The 16358-nt window shown below is 69.5% G+C and carries 15 protein-coding genes and 2 pseudogenes; 8 read left to right on the forward strand and 9 right to left on the reverse strand.

Features of this window, described 5'->3' with window-relative positions; all coding sequences use genetic code 11:
* Positions 1-224: 224 nt before the first annotated feature.
* The 3 genes and pseudogenes from AB0950_RS06145 to AB0950_RS06155 form a co-directional block, all read left to right on the forward strand.
* The gene (locus tag AB0950_RS06145) at positions 225-467 is read left to right on the forward strand and encodes a DUF5302 domain-containing protein (RefSeq protein ID WP_366777929.1); all 243 of its coding nucleotides are present in this window, start codon (positions 225-227) and stop codon (positions 465-467) included.
* Positions 468-1003: 536 nt separating this feature from the next.
* Entirely contained in the window at positions 1004-1207 is a 204-nt protein-coding gene (locus AB0950_RS06150; RefSeq protein ID WP_014670069.1) for a cold-shock protein, read from the forward strand.
* Between the two features lie 269 nt (positions 1208-1476).
* Positions 1477-1692 (forward strand): annotated as a pseudogene (locus AB0950_RS06155) (hypothetical protein); the annotation flags it as partial.
* Between the two features lie 31 nt (positions 1693-1723).
* On the opposite strand, the pseudogene AB0950_RS06160 reads toward AB0950_RS06155, so the two are convergent.
* A pseudogene (locus tag AB0950_RS06160) lies at positions 1724-2032 on the reverse strand (HNH endonuclease signature motif containing protein); the annotation flags it as partial.
* Here AB0950_RS06160 and AB0950_RS06165 point away from each other — a divergent pair.
* Positions 2033-2488, forward strand: a complete 456-nt coding sequence (locus tag AB0950_RS06165) for a hypothetical protein (protein ID WP_366778186.1) — start codon at positions 2033-2035, stop codon at positions 2486-2488. It begins immediately after the preceding pseudogene.
* A gap of 372 nt (positions 2489-2860) precedes the next feature.
* On the opposite strand, the gene AB0950_RS06170 is transcribed toward AB0950_RS06165, so the two are convergent.
* The 7 genes from AB0950_RS06170 to AB0950_RS06200 all read right to left on the reverse strand — a co-directional run bounded on the left by AB0950_RS06170 (position 2861) and on the right by AB0950_RS06200 (position 11766).
* On the reverse strand, positions 2861-3265 hold the full coding sequence (locus tag AB0950_RS06170) for a RidA family protein (RefSeq protein WP_158918976.1): 405 nt from the start codon (positions 3263-3265) through the stop codon (positions 2861-2863).
* Between the two features lie 214 nt (positions 3266-3479).
* On the reverse strand, positions 3480-4667 hold the full coding sequence (locus AB0950_RS06175; RefSeq protein ID WP_366777930.1) for a saccharopine dehydrogenase NADP-binding domain-containing protein: 1188 nt from the start codon (positions 4665-4667) through the stop codon (positions 3480-3482).
* A gap of 128 nt (positions 4668-4795) precedes the next feature.
* On the reverse strand, positions 4796-6103 hold the full coding sequence (locus AB0950_RS06180; protein WP_360155314.1) for an FAD-binding oxidoreductase: 1308 nt from the start codon (positions 6101-6103) through the stop codon (positions 4796-4798).
* Between the two features lie 192 nt (positions 6104-6295).
* Positions 6296-7750: an SDR family NAD(P)-dependent oxidoreductase gene (locus tag AB0950_RS06185; RefSeq protein ID WP_366777931.1), complete on the reverse strand. Its 1455-nt coding sequence runs from the start codon at positions 7748-7750 to the stop codon at positions 6296-6298.
* 142 nt (positions 7751-7892) lie between these two features.
* Positions 7893-8786, reverse strand: a complete 894-nt coding sequence (locus AB0950_RS06190) for an NAD(P)-binding domain-containing protein (protein WP_158918972.1) — start codon at positions 8784-8786, stop codon at positions 7893-7895.
* Between the two features lie 34 nt (positions 8787-8820).
* The gene (locus AB0950_RS06195) at positions 8821-10068 is read right to left on the reverse strand and encodes a cytochrome P450 (protein WP_158918971.1); all 1248 of its coding nucleotides are present in this window, start codon (positions 10066-10068) and stop codon (positions 8821-8823) included.
* A gap of 135 nt (positions 10069-10203) precedes the next feature.
* Entirely contained in the window at positions 10204-11766 is a 1563-nt protein-coding gene (locus AB0950_RS06200) for an AMP-binding protein (protein WP_366777932.1), read from the reverse strand.
* A 256-nt stretch (positions 11767-12022) separates the two neighbouring features.
* Here AB0950_RS06200 and AB0950_RS06205 point away from each other — a divergent pair, with 256 nt between their 5' ends.
* Positions 12023-13384, forward strand: a complete 1362-nt coding sequence (locus tag AB0950_RS06205) for an NAD(P)/FAD-dependent oxidoreductase (protein ID WP_366777933.1) — start codon at positions 12023-12025, stop codon at positions 13382-13384.
* 52 nt (positions 13385-13436) lie between these two features.
* On the opposite strand, the gene AB0950_RS06210 is transcribed toward AB0950_RS06205, so the two are convergent.
* On the reverse strand, positions 13437-13559 hold the full coding sequence (locus AB0950_RS06210; protein ID WP_360155327.1) for a hypothetical protein: 123 nt from the start codon (positions 13557-13559) through the stop codon (positions 13437-13439).
* A gap of 179 nt (positions 13560-13738) precedes the next feature.
* Here AB0950_RS06210 and AB0950_RS06215 point away from each other — a divergent pair, with 179 nt between their 5' ends.
* The 3 genes from AB0950_RS06215 to AB0950_RS06225 all read left to right on the forward strand — a co-directional run bounded on the left by AB0950_RS06215 (position 13739) and on the right by AB0950_RS06225 (position 16288).
* Positions 13739-13942 (forward strand): ferredoxin, encoded by a 204-nt coding sequence (locus AB0950_RS06215; RefSeq protein WP_360155330.1) that lies wholly within the window; start codon positions 13739-13741, stop codon positions 13940-13942.
* Positions 13943-13946: 4 nt separating this feature from the next.
* A complete protein-coding gene (locus AB0950_RS06220) occupies positions 13947-15125 on the forward strand; it encodes an FAD-dependent oxidoreductase (RefSeq protein ID WP_366777934.1) in 1179 nt (392 codons plus the stop codon).
* Positions 15126-15694: 569 nt separating this feature from the next.
* Positions 15695-16288 (forward strand): TetR/AcrR family transcriptional regulator, encoded by a 594-nt coding sequence (locus tag AB0950_RS06225; protein WP_360155336.1) that lies wholly within the window; start codon positions 15695-15697, stop codon positions 16286-16288.
* Positions 16289-16358: the final 70 nt, after the last annotated feature.

Below are 16358 nucleotides of genomic sequence, written 5' to 3' on the forward strand. Positions count from 1 at the left end.
GCAACGGCTGACAGCCGTTGTCCTGGCAGTGAATGGCCTGGCCACGGGATCGACAACCCACGGCCCGGCCCGAAGCCGTCCTGTGCACCTCACCTACGAAGTCAACGCCTTTGGCCGCGGGAGGGATGCCCGCCGAAACGGAGCAAGATGATGTTGCCGGCGCCTGGCACTGCGCCCGGCATGACAAGCTGTGCTTGCCCACCCCCCGAACCCAGGAGGTCACCATGACCGCAGAGCCCGTATCTACGGAAGGTTCGGAGCCGGCTGCCCCCGAGACGTCCCCTCTGGAGCCGGACAGCGACGACAACTACGACCTCAAGCGCAAGTTCCGCGAAGCCCTGGCGCGCAAGCGCGGTGCGCAGGCGGATGCCGCTGATGTTGCCGCCAAGTCCGATACATCGAAGGTGCGTTCGGCGCACGGCCCGGCTGCGAGCCAGCGGTCGTTCAGGCGCAAGAGCGGCGGCTGAGTCGATGAGTCCCGCGATCTAACCGCTTCACCGGCACTCGCGCTATCCACTCGCGCGTCCCGTGCAGTGGCCCGCGACGTGCGCATGCCCGTGCGCGCGTTGCGGGCGGGGCGTAGCCGGGGACTCGCCTGGGGGAATGGCCCGGATGCGGTTGGCTCGGGTCGGTGGCGCCGCCGAACTGGAATTCCGGGATGAGGGCATGATCGGTGGGGCCCACCCGGAGAACAGTCGGCGGCGGGGAGAGGCCATGCCTCGCCGCAGCCTTGTGCAGAAAAAGGGGCGCGAAGCTGCTTGATCACCATCGGCCGAGCCTCACGGGCGATCCAGCCCTTCGTTCCGGGCCGGATGCTGGCGCGTTTTCGCTAGCGGCTTCCGTCATGCCGTTATAGCGTTGTGATCAGCAGTCGTGGTTCCGAAGTTCCGTTCGCCCGTGATCGCCTCACGGGCGTTCTTGCTGTTCAGCGCCTCTCCGGACCAGGGCGATCACCTCCCGGTCGCGCAGCGTGCGTGCCCGGTTTCCCTCAAAGGAGACAGTCATGGCCAAGGGCACAGTGAAGTGGTTCAACAGCGAGAAGGGCTTCGGCTTCATCGAGCAGGAGGGCGGCGGCCCCGACGTCTTCGCCCACTACTCCAACATCGCCAGCCAGGGCTACCGCGAGCTGCAGGAGGGCCAGAAGGTCGAGTTCGACGTCACGCAGGGCCAGAAGGGCCCGCAGGCTGAGAACATCCGCCCCGCCTGATCGCGCCCCGGTAAGGGGGCCCGGCATCCCGGCTTCGGGACGCCGGGCCCTTACCGTCGCACGACGGTTCATCTGACTACGGGGTGCGGCCGGGCGCTGGCCTGGGACGGGCAATATGGACACCCGTTGTTTGACACTCAGGTCGCCCGACGCATCAGTACGGCCCCTTGGTCGCTGGCGACGCCGTCTACATCGCCGCATTCGACCCAGGGCGGCTTGTAGTCCTCGATCCGCTCTCTGGCAGAAAGCTGTGACGCAAGAGCGCAGGCGGCGCCTTCACCACCACGCCGTTCATGGCGGGCGATCGGATCTGGGCCAGTGACCGTACTGGGGTCCTGCACGCGTGGGATCCGCGCACCCGCCGGAGTACGGCCCAGCTGCCAGCGCGGTGGAGCGAAGAAGGCCGCGGACAACCCGCCGTTGAGAGCCGCATGATGTTCGTCTCCACCAGCGGCGGTTGGCTGCAAGCGTGGGAACTGCTGTGAGAGCGCCGGTGACAGTGCCACGAGTCTTAAGAGCATGGCAGTTGGGACACAGAGCGATCATTGCCCGGGGCAGGTCTTCGCCGCCCTTCGCTTGATCATCAATGTGATCCACTTCCAGCAGATAGGTGCCGTTTCGGCTGAGGGCTGAGGTGTAACGGGGATCAGGGCAGAGGGGGTTTTCACAGGCGCCTCCGCTGCGTTCGAGAACTGCCTGGCGTGAAGCAGCGATGCGGCTCAGCCGCTCCCTGGGCGCGGGCCGCCGACGGTGGCTCTTGCCTTCGAGTACCGCGCGCTCCGCTTGTGCGTTGAGTTCCGCGTAGCGTAGGGCAGGGATAGCCATGTGGTGCAGAAGGTCAGCAGTCACTCGGCAACGCTCAAGGGCATGGGCAGCTGGCCTATCGGTCGGCAAAGCGAAGTGCCCGCATTCAGAGTGCCATTCATTCGCGAGCTCGGCGTGGCGCAGGCGGGCACACTCCCAGCGGCTTTGACCCAGTCTCTTCAGGGTGGTCGCGGTGTCAGGCCGCATGGTGCCAATGGGCAGGTTATCTCCTGCCCAGGCGTACTCCGCTGCTGTGTAGACCGCGGCGTACTGCAGGTTTCTTCCATAGGAAACGACCCGCTTGCCTTTCAGCTTGCGGAACAGAGTGTCACTGACTTCCCGAATGGCAGGAGCCGCTTCGAGGTCAATCGGCCCGACACCATCCAGGCGGATGTGCTGGAGGTACTTCGTCTCCCAGCCCGGATTGATGAGTTGGTGCCACCTCTTTTGGCCATGGGCGTCAGCGCTATCTCGTAGGGCGTGGCTCGTTCGAGCGGGGGTGTGGTTGGCGCGGGCGATCCGAGGGCGCTGACGGCCAGGATGACGGTGTCCGGATCAACGAGGACGTCCTGCGCCCCCTGGGTCGCGGCGCGACGTGCTGCGTGCGCATCGTCAGGATGGGGCCGCGTAGAGAACGCGACTGGTGGTTGTCCCGTCCCTCGCCTACGTGAAGAAGGCGCGCCCAGTATCTGGTCGCCCTCGGGCCGGCTGGACTGGCTTTCATAAGCGCGGTCCCCGTGGGGGCCGAAGGTCTCTGAGGACTGGCAGGACCCCGCCGCAGACACCTCCCTCGGCATGAGCCGGAATCAGGGGACCTCCGGTGTCGTACGGCCGGGCCTCTGCCATTCATCAGTCGGTGATGGCGGTCATGTCCGCCTCGACCAAGGCGCCGGGCGTGGACAGGCCGACGACGCCTATCAAGGTCATGGCGGTGGTGCTGCCGCCGGCCTCGGAGGTGGCCCTGGCCAGCCCGCCGTAGAGCTTCTCGAGGTTCTCCTGGGTCGGATCGACGACGTACACCATCATCCGAACCACATCCTTCGGATTGGCGCCCGACGCAGCGATGGCCGCGTAGGCGTTCTTCACCGTGTGGTAGCCCTGCGTCTCGTAGTCCCCTTCGCCGAGCAGCTTCTCATCGACGTCGATGGCGATCTGCCCCGAGATGTAGACGTGCTTGCTGCCGGTCGCGACGATCACCTGCGTGTGGCCGTGCGGTGGCGCGATCGTGTCCGGGTTGATCTTCTGAATCGTCATGCCCAGATGTTCGCCAACCGCACGGTGCCGCGCCGGTCTCCCGAGGGTCATCGCGCCCGGTTGGGGGATCAGCTCGGCTCGGGAGCCGCGGCCCTGCTCGCTGTCCCCGCGCTCCTCGCCACTGTGACCGACGCCGGAGAGGCCCACCGCCGGTGGCGGTGGGCCTCTGTGGCGAGGTGACATCGGCGCGCGCCGGCGTCACCGCGGTCGTCGATCAGCCGACCGGGCCTTCGTGGATGATCAGGAGATCATCCACCGACGCGACGGCCGGCTCGACGAACCCCAGGAACACCGAGAAGAAGTCGTGGGGGTCGATGACGCCCTCCGGGGCGTGCACGCCGGGCTCGGTAATGCGGCCCTGGCGCAACAGCTCGAGTCCCACCGCCAGCGCCGCGCCGGTGCCGCCGCCCATCTTGCCCGGTGGCATCGACGCCGGCTCGACCGAGATCGCGAGCGGCTCCCCGTCGCGCTCGCCGCGCGCCATGGCCCAGACCTGGGCGAGCCGGTCGCGAGTGCGCGGTGCGTCGACCGGGGGAGCGGGCATGTCTTCGAGGCGGCCGGCGCCCTCAGCGAGGGTCACCCGCCCGGCGTCGTAGTCGGCCGCGACCCTGCGCGCGTGGTCGAAGACCCACGCCGGACCGGACGTGAGGTTGGTCGAGCTGACGACGGTCGGGAAGCAGCGCGGCAGGGTGATCGCCTCGGGGTGCCCGACGGTGTAGGCCCGGACCTGCCCCTTGCCCGGGTACAGGAGCTCGACGGGAGTGAGGGGCTCGATGTCCTTCTCGGCGCCGTCGCGGTAGGCGCGGATCGAGCCGCTGATCTGGATCAGCCAGTGCTCGACGGCCGCCCCGGCACCACCGGTCGACGGGTACGCCGGCTCGTCCTCCAGCACCGCGCCACGCATCGACCATCCGGTGAAGATCTCGGTGACCTTGTCGAGCCGCCGGGCGACCAGTGCTGCCGCCAAGTTGGAGATGCCCGGGCTGCCGCCGATGCCCTTCACGACGCGGAGGCCCTTGTCACGAGCCTGGGCGTCGAACTCGAACGCCTCGACCGTGGACTCCCAATCGTCGTCGATGTCCAGGTAGTCGCAGCCGCAGTCGATTGCGGCCTCCACTATGGGCCTGGCGAACTTCGAGAACGGGCCCATGGTGTTGAGGACGACGTCGCACTCAACGAACGCCTGCCGCAGTGCTGCCGGGTCCGTGGCGTCGAGGCGCACGGGGACGCATGGACCGCCGACCTCATCGGCGAGCTGCTGGGCGCGTGACACGTCGATGTCGGCGATCAGCACCTTCTTGGCCGTGCCGAGTTCGGCGATCCCTCGGACGGCCCAGCGCCCCATCGCGCCGGCGCCGCCGACAATGATCACAGTGCCCAGGGGCGGCTTGGTGTCAGACATGGGTGGTCAGGCTCCTCTTTCGGATCAACATGTGGTTCACGGCCTCTTCGATGCCTGGCGCGTTCCTGCATCGTCGACGTACGCGGGCCGAGCGACCGCGAGCGACGCCCGGCCGGGGGAGGCCGGCGTCATCGGCGGACGCGGCCGATTCGGTCGCTCAGGCGGTCGGCGAGCCAACCCAGGCGCAGCGTCACCGGGTTCACGATGCCCGGAGCGAACCGTCGTGACTCTCGCCAGACGGCGGCCAGGTCGTCGTGCATGCCCTTCTCAACGAGGTGGTCGGCGAGCAGGGTGCCGAGGTACGGGGCCTGCGGCAGCCCGTGCCCGTTGCAGGCCATCGAGTAGTAGACGCGGCGTGTTGCCCGTCCTACGACCGCCATGTTGGACGGCGTGAGACCGATCCAACCGCCCCAAGCGCGAGCCGGGGCGACGTCGGTCAACGTGGGGAAGCGCTCCCGGAAACCACGCACCAGGTCGTCGACCACCGCCTGGTCGGGCATTCGGTCCGCCCGCGGCCGACGGGCCGTCTGCAGCCTGCGCGTGGTGAAGACGATGGTGCCGCGGTTCGTCGGCCGGAAGCTCTCCATCACGAAATGGTTCGTCGTCATGGGGGTGCGACTCGTCCAACCGGCGGCGTCCATCATCTCGGCGGAGACCGGCTCGGTCTCGACCGCCGTCACCCAGACGGGAGTGCTGAGGTTGCGCGGCGCGATCGGCAACTCGTTGGTGAAGGCGTTGGTGGTCAGGATCGCCTGGCGGGCCCTGATCCGTCCTCCGGGCAGCTCGATCCGCACGGAGTCACCGGTGTCGACGACGCCGGTGACCGGACTCTGTTCAAACACGCGCACGGCCGACGTGTGAACCACCTCGCGGACACCGAGCGCCAGCTGCCCCGGGTTCAGGATGCCGCCGACCTTGATGTGGATGCCGCCCGGGAAGGCCGGCGGGATGCCGAGCTGTGCCGCGTCGCCCACCACCGATCGGCGGCCCGGCCTGCCGTTCGCCACCATGCGCCGGAACGCGGCGGCGGTCGGCGCGGCCGCGATGTTGCCGGTCGGCTGGTAGCCGCAGTCGATCCCATGCCTGGTGATGAGGTCTTCGGTGAAGTCCACCGCATGACCGGCGAACTTGTAGAGCGCGCGCACCCGGTCGCCGTAGAAGCGGTTGAGGATACGGGGGTCGTTGCCGAGGGTCGGTGTGATGTAGCCGGCGTTGCGGGCGCTGGCTCCCCAGCCACAGAGGTCGGCCTCGACGAGTACGACGTCCCGGCCGAGCTCCGCGAGCCGTAGCGCGGCCGCCATCCCGCCGAGCCCACCGCCGATCACAGCGACGTCGCACTCCACGTCGCCGGTCAGGGCCGACTCGAGCGTTGTCGGCCTGTCGACCCACCCACTGCCCGAGAGGTAGGTGAGGGAAGTTCCGCCTGCTTGGTCCACGAGGCCACCTGCTCCGATTCATGCCGCTGAGTTCTGTCGTGCGCGCGAGCACGTTCGCGCGAGTGCTGGTCACGGTGGTGCAGCTCTTGGCCACCGGCGTGGTTCTGCTGCCTGATCCCACCCAGGTGACCTATGTTTGAGATCACTTTCTGGGCGAGGCAGGTGTGGTTGCGACGACTCCGCGGCGGGTCGTCAGCTGTCGAGGACGTCCGTGACGACCTCGTACACCGCGACGCCGGGCGCGGGCGGCTCGTCGGCGAACTGCGCCAGGTCGTTGAAGAAGATCTTCGGGTCGATGGCGCCCTCGGGTCCGTGGACGCCCGGCTTGCTCACCTGGCCGCGGGCCGCCATCAGCGTCGCCACGGCCAGCGGGATCCCGGTCATCTCGCCCATGTTGCCCTCCGGCTGCACCAGGGCCTGCGCGCCGACGCGGACGCGGGTTCCGTCCTTGGTGCCCTCCGCGATGGCGAAGATGTTGCTGGGCAGGCTCGGCGACCGGCCGGCGGCCTTGCCGCTGAGGTTCGGCTGACGCAGGAGCTCGTCGGAAGCCTGACGGACGTTCAGCTCTCCGGCGCGGACGCGCTCGGCGATGCCGCTGATGCCGTTCATGAGTCCGCGGCGGGCGCTCATCACGTTGAGCGACTCCCGTACCTCGGGCCGGATCCTCGGAAGGGTGAGCGGCTCGGGGTGGCCGCACACCCAGACCGCGTCCTCGCCCCACCCGGGGTAGGCGAGCGTCAGCTCCTCGAGGGCGTGCGCGTCGACAAGGCCACCGTCGCGCCAGATCTTGATCGGCTCGGTGCAGTTGTGCACCCAGTGCTCGATGGCAGCGGTCGCCTCAGGGAACTCCTGGTCGGCGGTGGGTCGGGGGAAATGGGCCGCGGAGGCACGCCACGACGTGTAGACCCGGTCGACGGCGTCGCACTCGTCCATCGCCAGGACGGCGAGCAGGTTGCTGGTGCCCGGGCTGGCGCCCATGCCGATCACGGCCGTGACGCCGGCCGCACGCGCGGCGTCGTCCAGCTCGAGCATCTCCAGGGTGGGCTCCCAGTCGTCGCAGATGTCGAGGTAGTCGGTGCCAGCCGCGATGGCGGCGCTGAGGACCTCGCGACCGAAGCGGTAGAACGGGCCCGCGCAGTTGAGCACGATGTCGACGTCGGCCAGCGCTCTCGCCAGCGCCTCTGAGTCCGAGATGTCGAGGGCCAGCGGGGTGGCCTTCGGACCGAGGTCGGCGGCGAGCTTGGTCGCTTTCTCCTCGTCGCGATCGGCGACGACCACCTTGGCGATCTCGTCGGCCTTGGCGAGCACGCCGCAGGCATACGCGCCCATCTCGCCGGCTCCGCCGGTCACGAGCACCCTCTTCGGCGCGCTCTGTTCAGAAGTTGAGGAAGTCATGGCCGCATCGTGCTCGCAGCGGACCGATGCGGCTGTCCCGAGGCCCGGCAGTGTGCCCACCTGGGGGAGTGGGCAGTGACTGTCGCCCGACTGCTTGGTGACCCAGCTCGCGATCTGGGCACGGGACACAGAGGACCGACTCGGCCCGCGGGAAGCGCGCAGCCGGACGGGCAGTCCGCTCTCGCGGCTGATAGCCACCCGCTCGGTGTCCGGTGCCGACCGGTGGCGGTGGCCGGCGGTCAGCCCGCTCATGTCGCCCCGGCACCGAGGATCGGTGTCTTGCCCATGCGCCGAAGAAAGAGCCCCGGACCGCGCGCAGCGGAGGGCTGCGCGCGGACCCGCCCAGTCGGGCGGGTCCGCGATCCGCGATCCGGCGCCTCGACGGTGCGCAGGGTCAGGCGTCGGCGCGGGCGACCTTCGTGGAGGCGAAGAACCCGAGTTCGCCGAGGCCGGCCTTCTCGGCCTCGGCGAGGTTCTGCACGGCGGCCGTGAGCAGCCGGGCCTTGTGACCGGCCGACTGCATGGTGCCGAGGGCGGCGCGACACCCCGCGGCGTAGACACCGAGCGTGGCCACGTCGGTCGTGTGCTGGTCGCTCACGATGGCGCCCACGGCCTCCTTCGTGGTGGCGGCCAGGGTCTGGAACGCCAGCTCGCTGATGGCATTCAGGGTCTCCGGGTCGACACCCTGGTCGAGCGCGTAGGTCGAGGCTTCGACGTAAGCGCTCAGTGCGGCGGAGTAGAACCCGGCGATGATCGCGGCGTCGAGGACGCTCGCCGCCTTCACGTCGTCGGAGACGCGCGTGGAGTAGGGGCCGGGGGCCATCAGAGTGCGCTCGTGCTCCGCCCAGATCTCAGGGGAGCCCGAGTAGAGGACCATGCCCCCCTCGGTGCCGATCTGCTGTGGGTAGCAGAGCACCGCGCCGTCGAGGTAGGGAACACCGCGTTCCTCGGCCCACGCCTTCATCTCCTCCGCCTCGATGGGCGTGCCGGTGCCGACGTTGACCAGGGCGGTGCCGGTCCAGTCGGCGGCACCCGCGATGGCCTCGCGGGTGGTCGCGTACGTCGACGTGACGGCCACGACGAGCCTCGACGAGCGCACGACCTCGTCGATGTCGTGGAGTGCGCTCACGCCGTCTCCCGCGAGCGCCTTGGCCTTGGCCGGTGTGCGGTTCCAGGCGGCGGTCTTCAGGCCCTGGGCCGCGAAGTTGCGGGCGAGGGCCGAGCCCAGCAGCCCGCAGCCGACCACGGCCACGTCGTACGTCTTGGTTCCTGCGGTGGTGTCTGACACGGGTTCTCCACTTCCTGTGCGGTGGTGGGTCAGGTCAGTTCGCGCGGGGGCCCAGTCGGACCGGAAGCGTCTGGCGCTGGTTGACGAAGAACGACGCGGTGAACGGCGCGTCGCCGGCGATCTCCATCTGCGGGTAGCGCTTGAGCGTTTCCCCGACCATCAGCCGCAGCTCGAGGCGGGCCAGCGCGTTGCCGAGGCAGAAGTGGCGGCCGCCGGCTCCGAACGCCTGGTGCTCGGGGTTGCGGGTGACGTCGAAGCGGTCCGGGTCCTCGTACTTGTCCTCGTCACGGTTCGCCGACGGGTAGAACAGGACGACCTGGTCGCCCTCCTTGATCGTCTGCCCCCCGACCTCGGTGTCCTTCGTCGCCGTGCGCCGCATCAACGTGAACGCGGGGAACATCCGGAGCGCCTCCTCGACGGCGCTGGGCACCAGCGACGGGTCGTCGAGGACCTTCTGACGCTCGTCGGGATTCTGCATCAGCGCGATCATGGCGCTCGTGTACGTCGCCATGGTGCTGTCGTTGCCGGCGGCGAAGAGCAGCAGCATGCCCGCGACGATCTCGTCGTCGGTGAGCCGGTCACCCTCGACCTCCGCGTTGACGAGGATGCTGATGAGGTCGTCGCCGGGATTGGCCTTGCGATCCTCGATCAGCGCCACGCACTGCTCGATCAGGTCGGGGATGAAGACCGTGAGCCACTCCTCGAGGCCGCCGGGGTTGAAGTACGGGTCGTCGAGGGCGATGTAGCGGCTGATGTTGTGGATCCAACGGGCATCGTCCTCCGCAGGGATGCCCATGAATCCGTGGATGACGCGGGCGACGATGGGCTTGGCGACGTCATTGACGAGGTCGCAGGTCTCCTGGTCGTCGAGGCGGTCGAGCACGTTCGTGACGGCCTCACGGACCTTGGCCTCCTCGGCCGCGATGCGCTCCTGGGTGAAGCCGGCGAGGAAGAGCTGCTTGAGCCGGTCGTGCCGCGGCGGGTCCAGGTTGATCATGTCCATCTTGGACAGTTCCTTGAGGTCCTCGGGCATGCCCTCCCAGGTCAGGTCGACGGCCCCCTCACGGTGGGAGGAGAACGTCTTCCAGTCGCGGCTGATCTTCGCGATGTCGTCGGCCTTCGTGATCGACCAGAACCCGGGCGCCTCGGGCATGCCGACGATGCCGGCCGAGTGGTGCACCGGGCACTTGCCGCGCATCTCGGCGAAGACCTCGTGCGGCGGGCCGTCGACCCACAACGCCATGTCCGCGACCGTGAAACCGGGGTTGTTGATCGAACTCATCGCTCCTCCTGTGTGACTTGGCGAAAAGCTGGTGCGGCGAAACGTAGGTCGTGCGACGCGGCCCCCTCGCGGTCGGTGTCGGGATCGGCCCAGTTGGGGGAGTACGGCTCGCGTGGGGGCGTCCGGCTCCGGCGTCTACACCCGGGGAACCTCGCCGTCCCACGCCGCTTCGGTGATGCCGCGCGAGCGCACCTTGTCCTTGTTGACCCGCTCGGTGGGTGTCCGCGGGAGGTCGTCGACCACCTCGATGAAGCGGGGAACGGCGTGCTTGGGGAGGTCGGCGGCCAGGAAGTCGCGCAGCGCGGGCGGATCGATCGTGCGCCCCTCCCGGGGGACGACGAGGATCGCGACGTCCTCCTCGCCGAGCTCCGACGGCACGCCGATGGCGGCAGCGACGAGCACGTCGTCGTGCTTGTTGGCCGCGCCCTCGACCTCCCAAGCCGACACGTTCTCGCCCCTCCGGCGGATCGAGTCCTTCAGCCGTCCGACGTAGTAGAGGAAGCCGTCCTCGTCAGCCCGCATCCGGTCGCCGGTGTGGAACCACAGGTTGCGCCAGGCTGCGACGGTCGCCTCCGGTTTGTTCCAGTAGCCGGCCATCATGATGTGCGGCGACCGGGGTCGCACGATGAGCTCACCGATCTCCCCGACCGGTACCCGCTTGTCCTCCGCGTCGACCAGCTGTACCTCGAGCTCCGGTGTGGGCACGCCCACCGAGCCGGGCCGGGTTCGCTCCGGCGTGTTCATCGTGATGCAGAGCGCCTCGGTCATGCCGTACATCTCGATGAGCTTGACGCCGTAGCGCTCCTCGAAGTCCCTCTGGAGCGCTGCGGGCACACCGCCGCCGGAGCCGATCACCGCCGGGTGGTCGCGATCGGAATCGCTGGGCCTGGCGGCGTACAGCATCGACAGCATGGTGCCGAGGTAACCGAAGCACGATGCGTCGGCGGCGCGCACCTCGTCCCAGAACCGGCTCACGCTGAATCGTTTGCCGAGGGCCACCCGGCCGCCGGTGAGGAGGGCGCCGAGAACGTACGACCGGGCGTCTGAGTGGAACAGCGGCTCGGGCGTGTACACGGTCTGCCCCGGCTTCATGCCGAGGGCGGACGAGCCGCGGCGGGCCCAGGTGACCTGGTAAGCATGAGGCAGCAGCACTCCCTTGGAAGGTCCGGTTGTGCCGGAGGTGTAGATCATCGTCGCGACGTCGCTCTCGAGCGGCGGCTCCACCGTGCCGTCGCGGCCCAACTCGATGACCTCGTCGAAGGTGAGGTGCCGGGTGCTCGCCCCGAACGGCAGGTCGCCGCCGTCGGGGTCGATCAGTACGGCGAACTCGGGATGCTCGGGAACGACCTTGGCCACCGCACGCAGGTACTCCGGGAGCCCGATCATCACCCGCGGGCCGCAGTCGCTGACGAGGTACTCGAGGAACGCGCCGCGGGCCTCCGGGTTGATCGGGACGTCGATCATCCGGGCCGAGTCGACTCCCAGCCATGCGACCACGGTCTCCAGCCTGTTGTCCGAAACGATCAGGCCCCGGTCACCGCGGTCGAGACCGAGCGCCCGCAGGCCGGCCGCGAGGGCGCGGACCGACTCGAACAGCTCGGCCCGCGAGCACTCCTTGCCGTCGATCAGGAGGACGGGGGCGTCCGGTGCTTGCTCGGCCTGCTCCTTCAGCACGGCGAAAACGGTGGCGTCACCCATGGCGGAGAGCTCCTCCTCAGTGGGCCGGTGGCCCGGTCTCGATCGGCAGTGCGGCGGCCGGAGCGCGACGGGCCCGTACCAGCAGGCGGCGCGATGGCCGGAAGGCAGCAAACCGCCCCACGCCCCCGGGCGGCCGGGCTGCCTGCCGAGCGGCACCCGGCTGGGGGAGAGAGGGAGGGGGCGGAGGGATCCCCCGACCGGGCGCCTTGCCGCGGTGCACGAGCCGTCGACGCCGACCGGCGCGCACGATCGCCCCATGCAGAGCAACGGGAACATCCGCGAACAACAGTGCGAGGTCGTCGTCGTCGGTGCCGGTGCTGCCGGTCTCATGGCAAGTTCGACACTGGCAGCCGAGTCGACTGACGTCGTGGTCCTGGAAGCCGCGACGAGAGCCGGTGGCCGCGTCGAGTCGGTCCGCCACGGGGACTACTGGCTCAACATCGGCACCCAGTTCACCGAGGGTGGGGGTCCGCTCTTCGACGTCATGGACCGCTACCGGATCGAGCGCGGTTCGCTCGCCGGCCGGAAGGCGGCGCTGTACCTCAAGGGCCGGATGGTGACCACCGACAGCGCGCCCCTGCTCCTGCTGCGCTCCCGCATGCCACTCGCGGCCAAACTGGAGCTGGCGCGGGTCGGGCTGCACATCAAGTACGCATGCGCCCGCCTCTCAGGGAACAACGCCGAGGTCGCGCGTGCGGTCCGGGCTCGCTTGGACTCCCGGTCGGGCGTCGAGGCGCTGATGGCGGGGGTCCGGTCCCCGGAGATGATCGCCCTGTTCCACGCCTGGTCCGGCCAGTGGATCGGCTGCGACCCCGAGGAGACCGCGGCGCGGCAGCTCGCCATCTCCATCGGCACTGCCCTCGAAAAGGCGGCGAAGGTGCCGAACTTCGCCCTTCCGGTCGGAGGCAACCAGGCCGTCACCGACGCGCTCGCAGAGGACCTCGGCGACCGGCTGCGGCTTGGCACCGAGGTGCAGCGGATCACCTGGACCGACGACAGCGTGACCGTCGAGTACGTCGACGCGGCCGGTCCGGCACGGCTGACGGCGAACCGTGCCGTCGTCGCCACTCCCGCGGACCGGGCCCTCGCGATCATGCCCGACCTGCCGGACGCCCAGTATTCGGCGCTGACCGACATCAAGTACGGCCGCTACATCCTGGCCGGGATCTTCACCAAGGAGCAGGGCTCGCAGCGGTGGGACGACTACTACGGCATCTCGACGCCGGAGCTGTCGTTCCAGATGGTGTTCAACCACGCGGCACCGCTGAGAGCCCAGGGCCCACGGAAGCCGGGCGGCGCCCTGGTGTTGCTGTCCGGCGGGTCCTGCGCCGACCAGCTGGGCAAACTCTCCGACGAGGAGATCGAGGCCGCGTTCCTCCGCGACCTGATCGGGATGTTCCCGGAGCTCGACGGCCAGATCGACCGCGTGGTCGTGAAGCGGCAGCCGCGCGTGGTGTCCTACTGGGAGCCGGGCAAGCGCGACGCGTCGCAGCAGACCCTGCGCGCTCCGCTCGGTCCGATCTGGTTCGCGGGCGACTACCTGGGCGATCCCTCATTGGCCGTGGCCGCGGCGTCGGGCCGACGGGCTGCCCGGAAGGTGCTGCAGAGCCTGGCGTGAGGTCGGCCGCGGGGTCGTTGTCCCGGGGCCAGCCGGTCGCGGCCGCCGGTGATCAGGTGAGGCTCGCGCCGAGGACGAACGTGTCGACCGTGAGCTGCCGGGTGTCGATGGGCGGGCCGAGGACCACCACGCCGCCGGGTCTGGTCGGCCCGTTGCCGAGAGCCGTGCGGATCATGTCCGTTCCGAAACGGACCGTCAGTTCGCACGCCGACGACCGCCCAGTCGGCGGCTCGTGCTGCGAGACCCCCCGGTTGGGCACTCTTCGGGGGCTCGGCCCGGCGGCCGACGACGAACGGCTCCAGCCTTGTCGGCAGACCCGCAGAACGCACGGGCCAGAACGCAAGGAGAGCCACCATGGCGCTGACGCTCAGGATCGACCTCGACGGATGCACGGGCTGTGCCTGCTGCATGATGGAGTGCCCGGACCTCTTCGACATCGACGACGAGTCCGGCCAGGCCATTCTCCTCGAGCCGCACCCCTCGGACGACCGTCGCGAGGAGGCGGAGCGGGCCGTACGTTCGTGCCCCGAGGGCGTCATCACGCTCGAGCAGGACTGACGTCGTGGACCGCATTGTTGTGGTCGGCGGCTCGGTGGCGGCGGTGAACGCCGTCGACGGGCTCCGGCACGCGGGTCACGAGGGCAACATCATGCTGGTCAGCGCGGAAGACTTGCTGCCGTACGACCGGCCTCCGCTGTCCAAGGAGGCACTTCGCGAGGGCCACGAGCACCACAGCCTGCTGATCAAGGAGCCCGGCTGGTACGACGACAACGCCGTCGAGGTCTGCCTCGGTGCGGCAGCGGTCGGGCTCGACGCCGCCGACAAGATGCTGTTCCTCGAAGGTGGCCGGGAAGTGTCGTACGACGGCCTCGTCGTCGCCACCGGATGCCGGACCCGTCCGTTGGAGCTGCTCGACGGCGTGCCGGACGTCCATGAAGTGAGGTCACTCGCCGACTCACTGACCCTCCACGAGCAGCTGCGGCCCGGCCGCCACCTGGTGGTCATCGGGGCCGGCTTCATCGGGCTGGAGGTCGCCGCGACTGCCCGGCAGATGGGCCTGGACGTCTCGGTCGTGGAGATCGCTCCCGTCCCGCTGACCCGGGTCCTCGGCTCGGAGCTCGGCCACTGGTTCCAGGACCATCACGTCGGTCACGGCGTGAACCTCCACTGCGGCACCGGCATTGACCGCGTCGAGGTCACCCCCGGTGGGAACAGGGTCCACCTGGCCGACGGCACGGTCCTGGCCGCCGATCTCATCGTCGCCGGCGTCGGGGTCCAGCCGGAGACCGGCTGGCTCGAGGGCAGCGGCATCGAGCTCGCAAACGGCGTGGTGTGCGACGAGGCTCTCAGAACGACGGCCCCAGACGTGGTCGCGGCAGGCGACCTCGTGCGCTGGCCGAACCGGCTGTTCGGGGAGATGATGCGGGTCGAGCAGTGGCTCAACGCCGTTGAGCAGGGCACCCACGCGGCGCGCACGCTGCTCGGGGAGAACGAGCCGTTCGCGCCCGTCCCGTACTTCTGGTCGGACCAGTTCGAGGCCAAGGTCAAGTTCGTCGGTCACGTGGACGGCCGGGACCAGGTGAAGATCACCCAGGCGGACGACAAGTCGCTGGTCGCCCTGTTCGGCCGCGCGGACCGGCTCCGAGGCGCGCTGTGCATCAACGCGCCGCGTCAGCTGGCGTTGAGCAAGCGGGACATCCTCAACGGCGTGTCCTGGGCCGACGCCACGGCCGGTACCTGACACGGACGCATAAACGAATCGGCCGGTGTGAGCAACGAGCTCACACCGGCCGATTCGTCGGGAACGGTCGGACCGATGTGTCACTGGGTGGAGTAGCCACCGTCGACGATGAGCACCGAAACCGGTCATGCAGCCCGAGGCGGACGCGAGGAAGATGATGCCGGCACGGGGCGGACGGCCGGGGACGACGGGCTTTCTGGCCCTCGGTGTGGGGACCCCCAACCGGTGGAGCGCGGCGACGGTCGGCCACGCGTGCGCGACCTTCGGCCGTAGCGCGCTCCAACCAGTCGGCGCACCTCGGCAAGCCCACGGTCCGGCGCCAGGACTGGCCCATGTGGGTGTACGTCGCCGTACGCCGTGCTGGCGCGCGAGCTTCGCGGCCATTGTGGTCTTGTGCGCTCGGCCACCGGACGGGTGTGCAGCACCGCAGAGACCGGCTACGCCGCGTGGGACCGCGAGCGCCGGCGTGCTCGCCCGCTCACCAGTGCCGAACGGAGCGGGACATGGTGATCGTGTCGGTCCGAGTGACACCCCGGTTGTCAGCCGGCCGAGCGATGAACAGGAGTCAGATGGCACACATTCCGGCCGATGAGCGGCGCGAGCAGTTCATCTCCGCGGCGGTCGCGGTGATCGCCGAGGTCGGCGTCGAGGGCGCCAGCACGCGGCGGATCGCCGAGGCGGCCAAGGCGCCACTGGCCGCCCTCCACTACTGCTTCCGGAACAAGGAGCGTCTGCTCCTCGACGTGTTCGACCGGATTCTGGAGTCGCACCGTGCGGACACCGCGTCGATCGACGGCCGCGGCCGGAGCGTGGCCGACGTCGCGGTGGACCTGCTCAGCCGCACCCTCGAGTGGGGCCTTCGCAACCTGGACGAGGCCCGTGCCGAGTTCGACCTCGCCCTGTGGGCGGCCCGCCAGGAGACCGGCCTTGGCGTGCAGATGTACGCCAGCTTCATCGACATGTGGACCGCGACGCTGCGGCAGGCGGACCCCGGGCTCACGGCCGCGGAGCTCGACGCGACCGTCCGCCTCGTCATCGCCCTGGCGGACGGGCTCGGCCTGCAGATGCTCTCGCACCAGGACGACGCTCGGACGCGCCGGAACACCGAGGAGGCCGCGGTCATGCTCGCAGCACATCTCCGGGCGCGCTACGGCGGCCCCTGACGCATCCCCCAGGCGGGCGCAGATCGCCTCACGCCGCTGCGTGGCCCGTCCCTGGCGTCCTAGCGTCCTC

This window comes from Streptomyces sp. NPDC007189 (assembly GCF_040703635.1).
Taxonomy (GTDB): Bacteria; Actinomycetota; Actinomycetes; order Streptomycetales; family Streptomycetaceae; genus Streptomyces.